The organism is Enterococcus sp. AZ170 (assembly GCF_050545135.1).
GTDB lineage: Bacteria > Bacillota > Bacilli > Lactobacillales > Enterococcaceae > Enterococcus_L > Enterococcus_L ureilyticus.
Window position 1 is genome coordinate 1,281,424 of sequence record NZ_CP172947.1, and the last position, 17,469, is coordinate 1,298,892.

Consider the following 17,469-nt stretch of genomic DNA (forward strand, 5'->3'; position numbering starts at 1 on the left):
CGTTTTTTAAATATCTAGTTGCTCGGGTTAGAGACGATACTCTAAAAGTCTTAGAAAAAAAGAAAAAGTCTATATGTTGAAAATAAAAAGCATGACAATCGATTTTTCCTATAGAGCCCATTACGCTTTTAAAACAAGGAGGATATTATGGCTACGAAACATGATCAAATATTAAAATACATTGAAGGATTACCGATTGGGGACCGTATCTCAGTTCGAAGCATTGCAAAAAATCTTGGTGTGAGTGAAGGAACAGCGTATCGGGCAATTAAAGATGCCGAAAATATCGGCTTAGTGTCAACGATTCAGCGCGTTGGAACAATTCGAATCGAGCGCAAATTAAAAAAACATATTGAAAAACTAACCTTTGGGGAAGTCGTTCGTATTATTGAAGGTGACATATTGGGTGGCTCAGCAGGATTAGATAAAGTTCTCAATAAGTTTGTGATCGGTGCGATGACTGAAAAAGCGATGACGCGTTACATAACACCAGGTTCATTAATGATTGTGGGGAATCGTCAAGGCGTACAAAAATTAGCACTAGAAAATGGTGCAGCAGTCTTAATCACGGGTGGTTTTGAAACAGAAAGCGAAATAGCTGATTTAGCTGATGAACTGGAAATGCCGGTTTTAAGAACAACATACGATACATTTACGGTCGCAACCATGATCAATCGGGCATTGAGTGATCAATTGATTAAAAAGGATATCATGTTGGTTAGCGATATTTATACGACCTTGGAAAAAACCAATTATCTATTTTCAACGAATACAATTACTGATTATCAAAAACTTTCTGAAAAGACGCATCATTCACGTTTTCCAGTAGTGAATAAGAACTTGCGTTTAGTTGGGATCGTCACGGCCAAAGATGTTTTAGGGAAAAGTGAAACCTTAACGATGGATAAAGTGATGACAAAAGATCCAATTGTTGTCAAAAAAATGATGAGTGTGGCTAGCGTCAGCCATCAAATGATTTGGGATGGTTTAGAAGTGATGCCGGTGGTCGAAGATGATTTATCTTTAGTTGGTTTTGTATCTAGACAAGATGTAATGAAGGCAATGCAACTGGTTCAACGTCAGCCACAGATTGCAGATACAATTTCTGACCAAATCTCAGGTGAAGTGATGCCAATAGAAGAGAATGGTAAAGCAGATGGCTCACAATTTAAGTTTTCGGTTACGCCGCAAATGGTCAATAGCGTAGGAACCATTTCTTTTGGTGTATTAAGTGAGATTATCGCCAATGTGACCCAACGTACGATGATCACCAATCAAAGAAGAAATGTACTGATTGAGCAAATGAGTTTGCATTACTTGCGTTTGATTCAATTGGAAAGTGAATTAGATATCCGGCCAAGAGTTTTAGAAATCGGTCGTCGCTCGGCCAAACTAGATATTGAAATTTATTTGGAAAATGCGTTGGTTGCCAAAGCAATCGTCGTTTGCCAAGTAATGGAACGGACTTAGGAGGAAATAACATGAACGTCGTAAAAGACATTTTAGAAAAAATCAAAGCCTACCAAACAATCATCATTCATCGCCATCAACGACCAGATCCAGATGCAATTGGATCACAAGTTGGACTGGCAGAAATTTTGAGAGCAAGTTTTCCTGACAAGCAAGTATATCAAGCTGGAGGACCTGTTGAAGGGTTAGAGTTTTTAGCAGAGATGGATGATGTATCGGATGAAATGTATCAAAATGCGTTAGTTATTGTCACGGATACTGCGAATTCACCTAGAATCAGTGATAATCGTTACCAATTAGGTGCTGAATTGATTAAAATTGATCATCATCCTAACGATGATCCCTATGGAGATTTAGTCTGGGTCAATCCAAAAGCAAGTAGCTGTAGTGAAATCATAGCTGATTTTTATCATCTTTATCAAGAGGAATTGAGCATGAATAATAATGCAGCTCGTTTGCTGTATGCTGGAATTATTGGTGACACGGGTAGATTTTTATACCCGTCAACCACGCCTCATACTTTAGAGATAGCAGCCAAACTGATGACATATGAATTTAACGCAGCTGAACTGAATCGTGAATTAGAACAAATCCCAATGAGTGTTGCCAAATTAGCTGGATATGTATATCAAAATATTGAAGTAGATGAGCATGGCGCTGCTATGGTGATGTTGCCGCAATCTTTACTTACTGAATATGGCATCGTAGATTCAGAAACAGCTGCGATCGTTTCTTTACCTGGAGTGATCGACGAGGTTTTAGCATGGGGGATTTTTGTAGAGCAACCAGAAGGGTATTATCGTGTTCGTTTACGTTCAAAAGGACCAGTGATCAATGAGTTAGCAAAAAAACATCATGGGGGCGGACATCCTCTGGCTAGTGGTGCTAATGCTAAAAATCAAACAGAAGTCGATGAAATCTACAATGAAATTCAACTGTTATGCAAAGAATATAAAAAATAACAACTGAAAGCATTTACATTTAGAATGACATCCGTTATACTAAAATCAGTTAAATAGTGGATAGTGATTGTCTTAGACAAGCTAAACCTGATTATACCAACTAGTTTTATTTGGTATAGTTAGGTTTTTTCTTTTTTCTGTTAATCAAATGATCCCAATATTATTTAACTAAAAATAAGGAATAGTGTGGAGGAGAAAGTGTTATGAAATTGAAAAAGATAGTTGTTGGTGTAGCAATGTTATCGATGTCTTTAATTGGGTGCAGCAATAATGCCGCCAATGAAGAAAAGAAAGCTGACACAAAAGAAAAGGATAATTCAGAAGTAGTGATCTACCTTGCTCGTCATGGTAAAACGATGTTGAATACTGTCGACCGTTCTCAAGGATGGATCGATGCACCGCTGACACCAGCTGGCGTTGAAGTAGCTGAACAATTAGGTAAAGGGCTGTCGGATGTTAAATTTGATAAAGTAGTGACGAGTGACAGTGGCAGAGCAATTGAAACGGCTGAATTAGTCTTGAAAAATAATGGACAAGAAAAGTTAACAAAGGAAATGACAAAAGACAAACGTTTAAGAGAGTATAATTTTGGCACCTATGAAGGCCTGATGAATGAAGAGATGCTGACAGCAGTAGCAAAAGAACAAGGCAAGACCTATGAAGAATATAATGAATGGATGAAAGAAGTTGGTTTCTATAAAGGAATCATTGAATTTGCTGATGTATTATCTGACTTAGATAAGAAAAATGTTGAAGAAGGCGTCAACTGGCCAGCAGAAGATAGTAAAACAATCGTCGCTCGTTTAACAGCTGGATTAGATGATATTGTGAAGGATGCTGAAAAAGAAGGTGCAAATAATGTCTTGGTCGTGTCTCACGGAATGAGTATTATTACCTTGTTAGGTGAATTAGATGCAAATGCAGACCTACCAGATGGCGGATTGAAAAATGCGAGTGTCTCAAAAGTAACGTATAAAGATGGGAAATACACAATCGATAGCGTAAATGATCTTTCTTATGTAGAACAAGGGAAAGAAAGTAAATAGCGCTGACTTACCTTACTATTTGTAAATATAATAATTCTTTTCTTTCGTTTAGAAGTAGGATAAAATGAAGTGATAACACTTTAAAAGAGAACGATAATGAAGGAGAGTTTAAGCTAAATGGAAAATTTACCAAGTTGCCCTGAATGTGGCTCAACATACACTTACGAGGATCGCGGCATGATGATTTGTCCTGAGTGCGGACACGAATGGTCACCAACAGATGCTACAGAGGACACAACGGCTGTCATCAAAGATTCAAATGGCAATGTGTTAGCTGATGGTGATAACGTGACAGTTATCAAAGACTTAAAAGTCAAAGGGGCAAGTGGTGCGATCAAACAAGGAACCAAGGTTAAAGGCATTCGTTTAGTGCTTGATGCGGCAGATGGTCATAATATCGATTGTAAAGTCGATGGGTTTGGTCCGATGAAGTTAAAATCTGAGTTTGTGAAAAAGAATTAAAAGATACGCGAAGTTAATGCAAGTTGCTCATTTTTATAAAGTGTCGGAATTATATTTCTGGCACTTTTTTTAGATGGTAGTATGTTCGTCAGACGTTTTGTTGAATGAAGTGAAGATAATTTACTAACATTCTTTTTTATTTTATGTCTGAACAAAACCTTGAAGTGCTAGTAGATAAACGAAAGAAGCAAAAAGAATCTCCCTTTAAAAATTACTGCCAAAGCGTTATAAAGATAAAGAGACAGGAGCCTCTCATAAGGTTTCTTTTTTTCTAAACATATTAAATTTCTTTAAATGATAAAGATTTTTTTGAAACAACCTATCAAAAAAGAACGAAATGGAGGGGACAAAATTGAGCCATGAACACTTTCATGCATTTATTGACTATTATGAAAAAAACAATTATTTACAAGGAAATCTATTAATTTGGCATAAGGGTAACATTATACATAATAGCAGCTATGGATCAGCAAATATAGAAATGAATGTACCTCATGATGATAGAAAACGCTTTAAGATTGCTTCTTTAACAAAAGCTTTTACCGCAATGCTAGTGTTTTGTTTACATGATAAAGGTTTATTAAATATCTATGACTCAGTAAAGAAATATCTTCCTCTTTTGGAAAAGTATAAATCGGTTACACTATATCATTGCCTAACTTGTTCCTCTGGAATTCCAGATTTTGCAAGTAAGTCTGATTATTGGGATAAAAACATGAGGATACCACAAGATATAAGTAATGTTATTGAAGAAATTTATCAAGATGAGTTGAATTTTACTCCTGGTACTGCTTATGAGTATTCTTCAACAGGGTATTTAATTATCACAAAAATTATTGAGAGCGTAACAAAATTAAGCTATGATGAGGCACTTAAAAAATATATTTTAATTCCTTTAGAGTTGAAGGATACAGGTTGTATGAATAATGTTGATGTTGTGCCTAATCTGGTTGACAGTTATGGATTTTGGGTTGAGGACATTCAAGCTGCAAAAACAGATATGTCGTTTCCAACAGGAGCGGCAGGTATGTATTCCACAACCAATGACCTGTCGAAATGGGGAAGAGCTATTATTGACAAACGGTTAATCCCAGAAGCGCTCTATCAAATTTATGAGACTGCTTATAAAGCAAGCTATGCATGTTGCTGGGACGTGACGACCATTGAACAAAAGGAAGTTATACAACATCAAGGGGACTTAGATGGTTTTGCTACAAGTATCAAAATTTGTCGTGAAGAAGAGATAGTAGTCGTTTTTCTTTCTAATCAAGAAATTATCCCAGTCACGAATATTACTAAAAGAGCTGTGGCACATCTATTAGGCAACCGTTTTTTAATAACACCCTTAAAAAAAGTAAGTATTTCAAAAGAAATTTTATTAAAACTAACGAATAGCTATCACTACTACGATTCTACACATTCGATTCATAAAGAATTAGAAGTTGCTTTGGAAGGTGAACAGTTATTTTTATACTGCTTTAAACGATATGATATTCAGTATAAATTTAGGCTAAATTCTTTTTTGGATGAAGATGAAAATGTTGTCTTAAAAGCGGAAAAAATCGATGAAAGAATCATTTTTATGCCAAATGAGAATCCAACATATATCACGTTCAATGATGAAAAATTTAGTTTAGAACAATTGTAGCGAGACAAAAAATTCCCCAAAAAATGATCAGAAAGGGTGATAGAATGAAAAAATGTAGATATATATTCATGATTGTAGGAGTTATCTTACTATCAGGCTGTACTAAAAGAGAGGAAATCAAAGAAATTTCGTATACAACTTCGGGCTTTGGGATTATATTGAAGGCAATTACAGTCAATACAGAGGAACGGACTAAAAAAATATTTATAAATGATGATTATACTAAAGGAGGAGCGCCAAGAGAAATGAGTGAGATTCCAGAGAAGGAGTTTGACGTTTATGATATCAACGATGTTGAAACGTTGATGAAAGAAATGAATAAAGCAAATATTCTTCATTGGAAAGATAGATATGATAATAAGAATATCATGGATGGCGAGCAATGGTCGTTAACGGTTACATACAAAGAAGGGAAGACGAAGTCGATTTACGGCAGTAATGATAAGCCTAGGAAGTTAGATGAATTGATCCGTGTATTGTTTGATACAGAAAAGTAATGTGCCTCAATTTATGAAAAAGGATACCAAATTACAAATAATGGGTAATTTACTATCTGTCCTTAATACTGTAGGATAATAAAAAATAGAGAAAATCTAACCATAAACTGATTCATTTCTATGCTAGAATAAATTCGTAAAGAGGATATGCGCTAATCTATCCTTTTCGACAGAGCCGTTTAAGACAGTAACCAGATTAGATTATTTTTTCTATTTGGAATCGACTATTTTCAATAATGGTCTAAACAGTTATCTATTCATACCTCATCCAACCCCACCAATTTGGAACGAGTTCTTCAAGCGTAATCGTTTCTCGTTTCTGATAATCAACCATGATTTCTGTCTCTTTATTCTTCGGAGAAAACTGTAGCAATAATTCTCTACAAGCGCCACAGGGCATTCCACCCAGTCCTTCAGGTGCTTCACTGCGAAAGGTGATGATACGTTTTATAACAGTTTGATCACTATTTATAAACATATTCAATACGGCGATCCGCTCAGCACATAAATCCAGCACGCCACTGCAACTTTCAATACAAAAACCAGTGTAAATTTCACCGTTTTCACTTTCTAAAGCACTGACTACATGGTGCGTATAAATAAATGGTGTGACTTCTGTGGGATAATATTTTTTTCGCTTTTTCATACAAGGGTTCCCAGATATCCATAAATTTACCTCCGTTGCTTAGTAATAGTCTTAATTATAGCAAGGGGTTACTATAACAGACAGTGAAGGTTTATAATAAAAAATGCTGAAATGAAGATATATCTTCATTCCAGCCACATACTCTCTATCTATTCTTTAATTGGATTCTTCCCGAAAAGACTTCACTCTCTTTACCCCTCTCCAAAGGTTGAGAATTGCCAACACTGCACCTAAAATAAGTGGAATCCATAGTATTTCTGGCGCATAGCCTAATTTTTCTAGTTGTGCAGTAGCATGACTCTCTTCCAAAGTCCATAGCCCCTGTAATACTTGAAAACTAAAAGTCATCATAAATGTAGCAATCAATAAAAGGACGAAACCGATATAATGAAGACTGCTTTTTCTTCGAATAAGCGCAAATACGATATATAAAAAGAGTAGAAAAATGGGAACGCCAAAAGCAAAGTATGGATTTAACATAATAAAACCTCCGTATTTAAAAGTTGCTGCGTGATTATTAGGGAATTTGGTTGTTGAAGCGCTACAATTCAATCATACTGCAATTTTTCTGATTTGCAAAATATATTTTTTGCTAAAGGAGTGGCTATCTTAAATGACAAAGTGCTTATTTTTTACTAAACTAAAGTAGAAGGGGGAGTGTTTTATGTCAGCTTATGCTGCACCAATCAAAACAGCCTTGATTGTATTTCCATTTTTAGCTTTTGCCATTTCATTTATTCTTGTTATTCGTGAATATCGGAAATACGGTACTTTTTTATTTAGACGGGCGCTTATTTTATATTCATTTATTTTCTATTTACTCTGTGCGTATTTTTTGGTTATTTTACCATTGCCGCCTCGAGCTGAGGTAGCGCAATATACGAGCCAAGTTTTAGAATTGCGGCCATTTTATTTTGTCAGTCGCTTTTTACAAGATACGGTATTGAATAGCCATGATCCAAGTACGTTTATCCCAGCACTTAGACAAAGTGTTGTGTTAGAGCCTGTGTTCAATGTCTTGTTGCTCGTGCCATTTGGGGTCTATTTACGTTATTATTACAAGTTATCATTCAAAAAAGTAGTGCTGGCCAGTTTTCTCTTGTCGTTGTTTTTTGAGTTAACGCAGTTGAGTGGGTTGTATTTTATTTATCCTAGACCTTATCGGTTAGCGGATGTAAATGATTTGATCAATAATACATTTGGTGGGATGGTTGGTTATGCGATCACACCGATGTTGACCTTTTTATTTCCAACAAGAGACGAGTTGGATGAAGCCGCCTATGAAAAAGGGCAGTCTGTTAGTCTATTTCGGCGTTTTGTGGCTTTTTTGATTGATTGGTTTGTGATTTCGATCGTGCAAGCGATCGGGCTGCTTATGCTCAATTTAATCCCAGAATACAGACAATGGTTTATAGGATATCCTGCATTAGAACAACGTCTTTGGTTCTTTATTATGGTCTTTTTAGTCTTTATGGTATTACCAAAGCTTACCAATGGAGAAACACTTGGTAAAAAGGTTGTCCGAATTCAAGTAGTAGAGGAAGGACATGAAAAAATTCGTTTTAGAGCTTTATTTATCCGTTATGGTTATTTGTATGTTGTGTATGGTTTGATCAGTTCTTACATGACTAGTTCAGCTGATTTGCTCAATTCTAGTAATCGGATGTTGCAGCTGGTAAGTTTTATGTTATTTCTATTTTGTTCATTTTTATTATTGCTGTTTATCGTTAATATTATTTACGTATTGGTCAGAAGAAAACGTCGTTTGTTCTATGAAAAAGCAAGTCATACTTATACGGTCAGTACAATAAAAAGAGAGGAAAATACAGAAAATCAATAAGAATTTACCCTTTTTGTGGTATAATGCATGAGGACTTACACAACAAGTTTGAAAGAGGTGAGGTAAATGAGTTCATTTAAACAATTTCAGTTCAACGATTTTATCATGGAAGCACTAGCAGATAAAGGGTTTGAGCAACCAACAGAAGTACAAGAAAAATTGATCCCTGTCATTAAAAAAGGTAAGAGTGTGATTGGTCAATCACAAACCGGAAGCGGTAAGACCCACACCTTTTTATTACCATTGATGAATAAAGTAAATCCTCAATTGGATGAAGTACAAATTCTAATTACGGCCCCTAGCCGAGAGTTAGCGAATCAAATTTATCAAGAAGCGATTCAAATCGCTAAATTCAGTCAACCAGAAATGCGTGTGACAAATTTTGTGGGTGGAACGGACAAACAACGACAAGTTGCGAAGCTGAAAAAACAACAACCCCATGTGGTGATTGGAACGCCGGGACGTATTTTAGATTTGATGAATGAACAAGCGTTAAAAGCACATACGGCATTTGCTTTCGTTGTCGATGAAGCGGACATGACGTTAGATATGGGCTTTTTAGAAGAGGTCGATCAGATTGCTGGGCGTTTACCAGACAAATTACAAATGCTGGTTTTCTCCGCAACGATTCCTGAAAAGTTAAAACCCTTCTTAAAAAAATATATGGAAAACCCTGTTATCGAGCATATTAAACCTAAAAATATCATTTCCGAAACGATTGATAATTGGCTGATTTCTACAAAAGGAAAAGATAAAAATCGTTTGATTTATCAATTATTAACGATTGGTCATCCGTATTTAGTGATTATATTTGCGAATACGAAACAACGTGTGGATGAAATTACTGATTACTTAAAAGATCAAGGCTTGAAAGTCGCAAAAATTCATGGGGATATTTCTCCTAGAGAACGTAAACGTGTGATGCGCCAAGTTCAAGATCTAGAATTTCAATATGTCGTTGCGACGGATTTAGCTGCGCGTGGAATTGACATTGAAGGTGTTTCTCACGTGATCAATGCAGAAGTTCCAAGTGATTTGGATTTCTTTATTCATCGAGTAGGTAGAACTGGGCGTAACGGATTAGACGGAACCGCCATTACGTTGTATTCACCAGCTGATGAAGAAGCAATTTCTGAGGTTGAGGACTTGGGTATCAAGTTCCAACCAAAAGAAATCAAAAATGGCGAGATTATTGATACGTATGATCGTAATCGTCGAACAAAACGTGAAAAGTCTAAAGATGCCTTAGAAGACCCAACATTGATTGGTTTGGTCAAAAAGAAAAAGAAAAAAATCAAACCAGGGTATAAAAAGAAAATTGAATGGGCAATTTCAGCTAGCAATAAGCAAAAGCGTAAAGTTGAACGCCGTCAACAAACTAGAACAGCGAAAAAGTCTAAAAAAAATAGTTATAAATAAAAATCAGCAGCAAGATGAGCAAGTCATCTTAGCTGCTGATTTTTTTGATCATTTCTACACAAACAAGGCCGTCTTCTATGTACTCATCAGAGTTTACTTCGTAGTTCAACGATTGGTAAAAAGATACAGCGGTTTTTTCTGCAGATAAAATACTGAATATAAAGCCTTCTTTCGTAGTTTTATCTTCTAATAGTCGAAGTAATGTTCGACCAATTCCCTTGTTGCGATGCTCTTTTCTTACACAAAAACGGTCTGGTTGAATTGTGTCCCCATCTTTTTTCTGATAACGAATGGTTGCGACTGCTAGTGAGTGGTCATAAACAACAAAATAATTTCGCTCTGGTGTATCTAGTTCATCAAATTCATCTTGTAATGAAATGCCTTGTTCTAAAACAAAAACATCATAACGCAAAGCAAATGCTGCCGCCTGATGCCAGCGTTCACAGCCAAAGTGAGTGTGCATATAAGCCCTCCAGATAATTTTCTTAGTGAAAGATTCATTCAATGGTATACTTAATCATAACAGATAGATTTGATGTCATCTAGCAATACTTGCTAGCTCTGCTTTTAAAATACGAGGAGGGTTTAACTTGGACCTATTTGAACAAATTGAGTGGGCAAATTGGAAGAACTTAAAAGATGCTGAAAAAGAAATACTTTTACACCAACTATTGATGTATTTTGTTCCGCCAACAATAGAAGTTAATACAATTGAATTAGTAAATTTTGAACTATATGGCATTAAATGCCGCACCTTTGAATTGGAATTAAACGGTGAACTATTTGTTTTCATTCCAGGCAATAACGAAGCGATCCTTGGCTGGAATTTAGGGGCAGAAGGCTTAAGAGCACATGAATTGTTAGGGTTTGATGTAGAGCATTTAGCAAAGAATACATTTAAAACAACATTGACGAACGAAGCAATTGATTCTGCCGCTGAGTGGAATGAAGCAGAAATGAGCTATGATTTAACTTCCTTAGAAGGGATTTCTGATTACATAAATGAGCATACGACCGATTTAAGAAAAGTTAAAATTCCTGCTATGTTTGTTCAAAAATACGCATTACCGGCAGGAACAGAATTTTTGGGGATTTTTGATACCGTCACAGGAACGTTTGAAGGAGAAATAGAACAATTTTTCCCCCATGAAAAGCAGATTTGCGAAAAATTATTTCCAAGGCTATCAGCTGCTGAAAGTCTTAGTTGGTCATTTCCAAAAACACTTTTGGAGAAAGACAAATTTTATTTAGAATTTTTACCTGAGTCTGATTATTATTTTGTTTATAGCCATTCAGATTGTACTCATGCGGAATTAAAATTATCGCTTAAACGAGAGGGATTTGGTTTATTATCAGAAGATCAATGGGAATTTGCTGTAGGTGCGGGAACCAGACGCTTATTCCGTTGGGGCAATGAATTGCTCATTCAAGAAAATGAATCCGGCCGCCATATTAAAAGTAAAATGGATGGTGCGAATATGTTCGGTTTAGTGATCGATACGCAAAGGGATCGTTATGAATTGACGTCTAATCCGACCGCTATAAAGTTGACTCAAAAAGGATCGAATCAGAGTAGCTTGATTGAAGAGATGCTGCCGTTATCGACTTATTTTACTTCAGATCATGTTATTTTACCTGAACAAAAATTAGGCCCAACCGACTATTTGTATCGAAAAGCGATTCTAATTGAAAATTAAAATAGAAAGCATTGACTTTTTTTTGTTCTTTCCTTATAATTTGTAGGGAATCTAAAGGATATGATTCGTTTTTTAGTGTTTACAGAAAGTTCTTCAGTGCTGAAAGAAGAATAGCACGGAAATGTAATTGCTCCCTTTACATAAGTTTTGATAGAAATATCAACGAGACTCTGCGTTATGGAGATTAAGAGGTAATGATAAACATCATTGCAATCAAGGTGGTACCGCGAGCATTCGTCCTTGACTGCAATGATGTTTTTGCGCGTTTTATACTAGTTTGGCAGAACAGTATAAAAAGAGACGGCTGGAGCATGAAATCATTATCTAGAGAAAGGAGTAGTTCTTTGAAAGTATTTTTCATTTTTGGTCCTCAGGCTGTTGGGAAAATGACTATTGGAGAAATTATTGCAGATAAATTAAGGCTTCCATTACTTCATAATCATATGACTTTGGAGTTGCTTCAACCCTTATTTGGCTGGACTCCTGCGACTTTCAGTCTTTCAAGAGAATTTCGTGAAGCCATCTTTAGTAAGATTGCAAAAGAGTCAATTGGAAATGGTTTAGTCTTTACTTTTGTTTTGGGGTTTGATTTAAAAGAGGACATTGAAGAATTTAATCAATATAAGGCAATTTTTTCTGATAAAGGAATCGACATTTATTTTATCGAACTAGAAGCTGAACTAGAAGAACGAGTGTACAGAAACAAAACAGAATATCGTTTGAGTAAAAAAGCTTCAAAGCAGAATGTCGCTCATTCGGAAAAAGAACTTTTATTAGCTAATGAACAGCATCGATTGAACTCGTTTCCAGGTGAAATTGATGAAAAATATTATTATCGACTAGATGTTACAAAGCTGACGGCCCAGCAAGCGGCTGATCAAATTTTAGAACAGTTTGAATTAAATTAAAGTAGAATAATGTTTTGTTTTATAAAATACCAATCACTTATTTTAGAAAGTAGGAATCGAACAATGAAACAATTATCAAGTAGTCAAGTTCGTCAAATGTATTTAGACTTTTTCAAATCAAAAGGACATTCTGTGGAGCCAAGTGCGTCTTTAGTGCCTGTCAATGATCCAACCTTATTATGGATCAATTCAGGTGTTGCAACGTTGAAGAAATATTTTGATGGCTCAGTCGTTCCAGAAAATCCAAGAATCACGAATGCGCAAAAATCGATTCGGACCAATGATATTGAAAACGTTGGGAAAACAGCGCGTCACCATACCATGTTTGAAATGTTAGGGAACTTCTCGATCGGTGATTATTTTAAAACAGAAGCGATCCATTGGGCATGGGAATTTTTAACGTCTCCTGAATGGATGGCCTTTGATCCTGAAAAATTATATGTCACAGTTTACCCAAAAGATACGGAAGCAAAACGGATTTGGCATGAAGAAGTTGGGTTATCAATGGATCATATCATTGATATTGAAGATAATTTTTGGGATATCGGTGCGGGGCCTTGTGGTCCAGATTCAGAAATTTTCTATGATCGTGGGGAGTCGTTTAACGATGTTGCAGAAGATGATCCAGAAAATTATCCTGGTGGTGAAAATGAACGTTATTTAGAAATTTGGAACTTAGTATTTTCTGAGTTTAACCACCAAGCAGATGATACTTACGAGCCGTTACCGCATAAAAATATTGATACGGGCATGGGCTTAGAGCGCATGGTTTCCATTGTTCAAAATGCACCGACGAACTTTGAAACAGATTTATTTATGCCGATCATACACGCAGTAGAAAAATTAAGCGGACAAGTAACCTATGGCCAATCACCGCAAACGGATATTTCATTTAAAGTCATTGCTGACCATATCCGTGCCTTATCGTTTGCAATCGGTGATGGAGCGTTACCATCAAATGAAGGTCGTGGCTATGTCTTGCGTCGTTTATTACGTCGTGCGGTTATGCATGGTAAAAAATTAGGAGTTAACGAAGCTTTCTTGTACAAACTAGTTCCGGTAGTTGGCGAAGTAATGGTAAGTTATTATCCAGAAGTACTACAACAAAAAGAATTCATCGAAAAAGTAGTGCGCACAGAAGAAGAACGTTTCCATGAAACAATCAATGAAGGATTAGATATTTTAAATGAGTTAATTGAAAAAGTAAAAGCGACTAGTGAAGATACGTTAAATGGAAAAGATATCTTCAAATTGTACGATACGTATGGTTTCCCTGTGGAATTAACAGAAGAAGTTGCAGAAGATTCAGGCTTGAAAGTAGATCATGCTGGATTTGAAAAAGAAATGGAAGCTCAAAGAGCACGGGCTCGTTCTGCTAGAAGTAAAGCAACATCAATGGGTGTTCAATCGGCTGTTCTAACGGATATTAAAGTTGAGAGTAAATTTGTCGGGTATAGTCATTTAGAAGCGACAAGCAAACTTTTAATTATTTTAAAAGAGGAAGAAATTATTAGCGAGCTTTCAGAAGGGACAGCTCAACTGATCTTTGCTGAAACGCCTTTCTATGCGGAAATGGGAGGACAAGTTGCCGATCACGGAACAATCAAAGATCAAAACGGCACCATTGTAGCTCACGTAGAAAATGTCTTAAAAGCACCAAATGGCCAATTTTTACACACGGTTCAAGTAACAGGAAAATTAACTGAAGGTGCAACGTATGAACTACACGTTGATGAAAAAATGCGTAATCGTATTTTGAAAAATCATACAGCAACACACCTATTGCATCGTGCCTTGAAAGATATTTTAGGGGATCATGCCAATCAAGCTGGTTCATTAGTTGCTCCAGGACATTTACGTTTTGACTTCACTCATTTTGGTCAAGTGACAGCTGAAGAGTTAGTTCAAATGGAAGCAATCGTGAACGAAAAAATTTGGGAGGCAATTCCTGTTGAAACAGTCGAAACAGATATCGACACAGCGAAAAATATGGGTGCTATGGCTTTATTTGGTGAAAAATACGGGAAAGAAGTCCGTGTTGTCAATATAGGTGGCTATTCAATCGAGCTTTGTGGAGGGACACATGTCACAAACACAGAAGATATCGGTATTTTCAAAATCGTTTCTGAATCAGGAATCGGTGCAGGCGTTCGTCGTATCGAAGCTGTTACAAGTAAAGAAGCGTATGAGTTAATGAATGAAGAAGAAAAACAATTAAAAGCCATTGCAGGGATCGTTAAATCACCTCAATTAAAAGAAGTTGTCTCAAAAACAGAACAATTACAACAACAATTACGTGATCTACAAAAAGAAAATGAACAACTTGCTGGAAAATTAGCGAACCAACAAGCAGGAGACATTTTCAAAGATATCAAAGAAATCAATGGCACGACATATATTGCTGCAAAAGTAAATGTTAAAGATATGAATCAATTACGTCAATTAGCGGATCAATGGAAGCAAAAAGAACTTTCTGACGTATTGGTTTTAGCAACAGCACAAGAGGATAAAGTAAGCTTGTTAGCAGCTATATCTAAAGGAGCCAATGAAAAAGGGCTAAAAGCTGGTGATTTAATCAAAACAATTGCACCAAAAATTGGCGGCGGTGGCGGCGGTCGTCCGGATATGGCTCAAGCAGGTGGGAAAAATCGAGATGGGATCAACGATGCCTTAACGGAAGTCGCAAATTGGTTATCTCAATCATAGAATAAATAGTGAGCATACAGCTAGTTTTGCCTAGTCTTATTAGCTACTAAAAAAAAGTTAGAACCCCAAGTAAAACTAAATTTAGTTTTACTTGGGGTTCTATTTATTTTGATGTTCCAGAGGTCTATTTCTTTCTTTTTTTTTATTTTGTTGTTAGATTTAAGATAGTGACACTCAGAATTATTTAATAAATCGTTTTTGGCTACAAGATAATGTTGAGCGAATGAACGTTAACTCGATTCACAGTTTGAAAAAGCGAGGGCTGCCGATGTCTGATAAAAAAAGTTCAATCGAATTATTTGAAACAGGTGAAAATTTTTATAGTCAAAATTTCTTTGGCTGTCATCAAACAGAGCAAGACAAGCAAAAAGGGTGTATTTTTAGAGTTTGGGCGCCCAATGCTCAGAATGTCTGGTTAGTTGGCGATTTTAACGGCTGGGATCGCTCATTATTATTGAAGAAAGTAGTACAGGTCGGTGTCTGGGAAATTTTTACTATAAAGCCAAACGAGGGTGATTTTTATAAATATTTAGTGAAGCAGGCAGATGGGCGAGAAGTATATAAAATAGATCCATTTGCTATCGCTTTCGAAAAACGTCCGAATAATGCAGCAGTGATCCAGAGATTACCTGAGAAGCAATGGCATGATGAGGTTTGGCAAAGTCAAAACAGTCAAGGAACACATTTTGACCAACCCTTGGCTATCTATGAAGTACATGCAAGTTCTTGGCAACGTGAAACAGATGGAACACCGTATACGTTTGGACAATTAAAAGAAATCTTGATTCCTTATGTTAAAGAAATGGGCTTTACTCATATTGAGTTTATGCCGTTGATGGAGCATCCTTTAGGCGAATCTTGGGGCTATCAGTTGACCGGGTACTTCGCACTATGTGCACATTATGGAACGATAAGTGAGTTTCAAGAGTTCGTGGAGGCGTGTCATTTAAATAATCTTGGTGTTTTGGTTGATTGGGTGCCAGGGCATTTTTGTGTTAACGATGATAGCTTGGCTTATTTTGACGGAACTCCTCAATTTGAATACACCGATCCGACTCAGGCGGAAAACATTCGTTGGGGCGCACTTAATTTCGATTTAGGAAAGCCACAAGTCCAGAGCTTTCTGATTTCTAGTGCACTATATTGGATCGAGCTATTTCATATTGACGGGATTCGAGTAGATGCTGTTTCGAATATGTTGTATTTAGACTATGATGAGGGTTCTACTAACTTGAATGCTGACGGGAACAATCGTAACTGGGCTGGTTTCTATTTTTTACAAAAATTAAATGCTGTAGTCAAATCGATCCATCCCAATGTGATGATGATCGCCGAAGAAAGCTCAGCGGAAACGAAAATCACTGGAATGCTGGAAAGTGGTGCTTTAGGTTTTGATTACAAATGGAATTTAGGATGGATGAATGATACCTTGCGTTTTTATGAAATGGATGCTGCCTTCCGTAAATCTAATTTTCAACTCCTTACCTTTTCATTTATGTACATGATGAATGAACAGTATATTTTACCATTCTCTCATGATGAAGTGGTTCATGGGAAAAGAAGCTTGATGCATAAAATGTGGGGGGATCGGTATAAACAATTTGCTCAACTACGTAATTTATATGTCTACCTGATGACGTATCCCGGGAAAAAATTATTATTCATGGGTAGTGAATGGGGGCAGTTTTTGGAATGGAGATATGATCAACGTTTAGAATGGACAGATCTTGCGGATGAAATGAATGCTAGTATGCAGCAGTTCACCAAACAGCTGAATCTGTTTTATAAAAAAGAAAAAGCCTTATGGGAATTGGATCATCTGCCGCAATCTATTGAAATCATTGATGCTGATAATAGTGAAGAGACAATTCTAAGTTTTATTCGTCAAGGAAAAAAGGACACTGATTTTTTGATTATTGTGTTAAATTTTGCTCCAGTTGAAAGACAAAATTTCGCGATTGGTGTCCCGTTTTCTGGCACATATGAAGAAGTACTTAACACAGAGTTAAAAGAATATGGCGGTACATGGACTAAAGGAAATCAAACAAGTTACACAACGAAGCAATCGTTTAAACAATTTTCTTATCAAATCCAAACAATCGTCCCTTCATTGGGGGCAATCATCCTAAAACCTCAAAAGATCGACAGGAGAAGTTAAAAGCATAATG

At 36.3% G+C, this 17,469-nt stretch carries 14 protein-coding genes and 1 pseudogene; 12 read left to right on the plus strand and 3 right to left on the minus strand.

Translation table 11 applies throughout. The features are described from left to right. The first annotated feature begins 147 nt into the window (after nucleotides 1-147). From IGJ55_RS06180 to IGJ55_RS06205, 6 genes are all read left to right on the plus strand, one after another. Nucleotides 148-1,470, plus strand: a complete 1,323-nt coding sequence (locus IGJ55_RS06180; protein ID WP_069638678.1) for a DRTGG domain-containing protein — start codon at nucleotides 148-150, stop codon at nucleotides 1,468-1,470. A gap of 11 nt (nucleotides 1,471-1,481) precedes the next feature. Continuing rightward, nucleotides 1,482-2,432, plus strand: a complete 951-nt coding sequence (locus IGJ55_RS06185; RefSeq protein ID WP_430607754.1) for a DHH family phosphoesterase — start codon at nucleotides 1,482-1,484, stop codon at nucleotides 2,430-2,432. Nucleotides 2,433-2,635: 203 nt separating this feature from the next. Beyond that, a complete protein-coding gene (locus tag IGJ55_RS06190) occupies nucleotides 2,636-3,478 on the plus strand; it encodes a histidine phosphatase family protein (protein WP_429950780.1) in 843 nt (280 codons plus the stop codon). 117 nt (nucleotides 3,479-3,595) lie between these two features. Next, nucleotides 3,596-3,940 carry a zinc ribbon domain-containing protein YjdM gene (locus IGJ55_RS06195; RefSeq protein ID WP_069638675.1) on the plus strand — a complete coding sequence of 115 codons (345 nt, stop codon included), beginning with the start codon at nucleotides 3,596-3,598 and terminating at the stop codon, nucleotides 3,938-3,940. Between the two features lie 352 nt (nucleotides 3,941-4,292). After that, the gene (locus IGJ55_RS06200) at nucleotides 4,293-5,588 is read left to right on the plus strand and encodes a serine hydrolase domain-containing protein (protein WP_430607755.1); all 1,296 of its coding nucleotides are present in this window, start codon (nucleotides 4,293-4,295) and stop codon (nucleotides 5,586-5,588) included. A 44-nt stretch (nucleotides 5,589-5,632) separates the two neighbouring features. Beyond that, the gene (locus IGJ55_RS06205; protein WP_429950784.1) at nucleotides 5,633-6,085 is read left to right on the plus strand and encodes a hypothetical protein; all 453 of its coding nucleotides are present in this window, start codon (nucleotides 5,633-5,635) and stop codon (nucleotides 6,083-6,085) included. Nucleotides 6,086-6,338: 253 nt separating this feature from the next. Here IGJ55_RS06205 and IGJ55_RS06210 read toward each other — a convergent pair. Next, a pseudogene (locus IGJ55_RS06210) lies at nucleotides 6,339-6,753 on the minus strand (cytidine deaminase family protein). Between the two features lie 134 nt (nucleotides 6,754-6,887). After that, nucleotides 6,888-7,211 carry a hypothetical protein gene (locus IGJ55_RS06215; protein ID WP_429950785.1) on the minus strand — a complete coding sequence of 108 codons (324 nt, stop codon included), beginning with the start codon at nucleotides 7,209-7,211 and terminating at the stop codon, nucleotides 6,888-6,890. A 184-nt stretch (nucleotides 7,212-7,395) separates the two neighbouring features. On the opposite strand from IGJ55_RS06215, the gene IGJ55_RS06220 reads away from it, so the two are divergent. Next, nucleotides 7,396-8,571: a VanZ family protein gene (locus IGJ55_RS06220; protein WP_429950786.1), complete on the plus strand. Its 1,176-nt coding sequence runs from the start codon at nucleotides 7,396-7,398 to the stop codon at nucleotides 8,569-8,571. Nucleotides 8,572-8,637: 66 nt separating this feature from the next. Continuing rightward, entirely contained in the window at nucleotides 8,638-9,990 is a 1,353-nt protein-coding gene (locus IGJ55_RS06225) for a DEAD/DEAH box helicase (RefSeq protein WP_069638663.1), read from the plus strand. Between the two features lie 28 nt (nucleotides 9,991-10,018). Here IGJ55_RS06225 and IGJ55_RS06230 read toward each other — a convergent pair whose 3' ends face one another. Next, nucleotides 10,019-10,453, minus strand: a complete 435-nt coding sequence (locus tag IGJ55_RS06230; RefSeq protein WP_430607758.1) for a GNAT family N-acetyltransferase — start codon at nucleotides 10,451-10,453, stop codon at nucleotides 10,019-10,021. Nucleotides 10,454-10,580: 127 nt separating this feature from the next. Between IGJ55_RS06230 and IGJ55_RS06235 the strand changes: the two genes are divergently transcribed. The 4 genes from IGJ55_RS06235 to glgB all read left to right on the plus strand — a co-directional run bounded on the left by IGJ55_RS06235 (nucleotide 10,581) and on the right by glgB (nucleotide 17,459). Then, nucleotides 10,581-11,687, plus strand: a complete 1,107-nt coding sequence (locus tag IGJ55_RS06235) for a DUF7278 family profilin-like fold-containing protein (RefSeq protein ID WP_069638661.1) — start codon at nucleotides 10,581-10,583, stop codon at nucleotides 11,685-11,687. Nucleotides 11,688-11,881: 194 nt separating this feature from the next. Continuing rightward, complete coding sequence (locus tag IGJ55_RS06240) at nucleotides 11,882-12,595, plus strand: shikimate kinase (protein ID WP_204638586.1); 714 nt, start codon at nucleotides 11,882-11,884, stop codon at nucleotides 12,593-12,595. A gap of 63 nt (nucleotides 12,596-12,658) precedes the next feature. Continuing rightward, nucleotides 12,659-15,301 carry an alanine--tRNA ligase gene (alaS, locus tag IGJ55_RS06245; RefSeq protein WP_430607761.1) on the plus strand — a complete coding sequence of 881 codons (2,643 nt, stop codon included), beginning with the start codon at nucleotides 12,659-12,661 and terminating at the stop codon, nucleotides 15,299-15,301. Between the two features lie 268 nt (nucleotides 15,302-15,569). Continuing rightward, nucleotides 15,570-17,459 carry a 1,4-alpha-glucan branching protein GlgB gene (glgB, locus tag IGJ55_RS06250; RefSeq protein ID WP_430607763.1) on the plus strand — a complete coding sequence of 630 codons (1,890 nt, stop codon included), beginning with the start codon at nucleotides 15,570-15,572 and terminating at the stop codon, nucleotides 17,457-17,459. The last annotated feature ends 10 nt before the right edge of the window (nucleotides 17,460-17,469 follow it).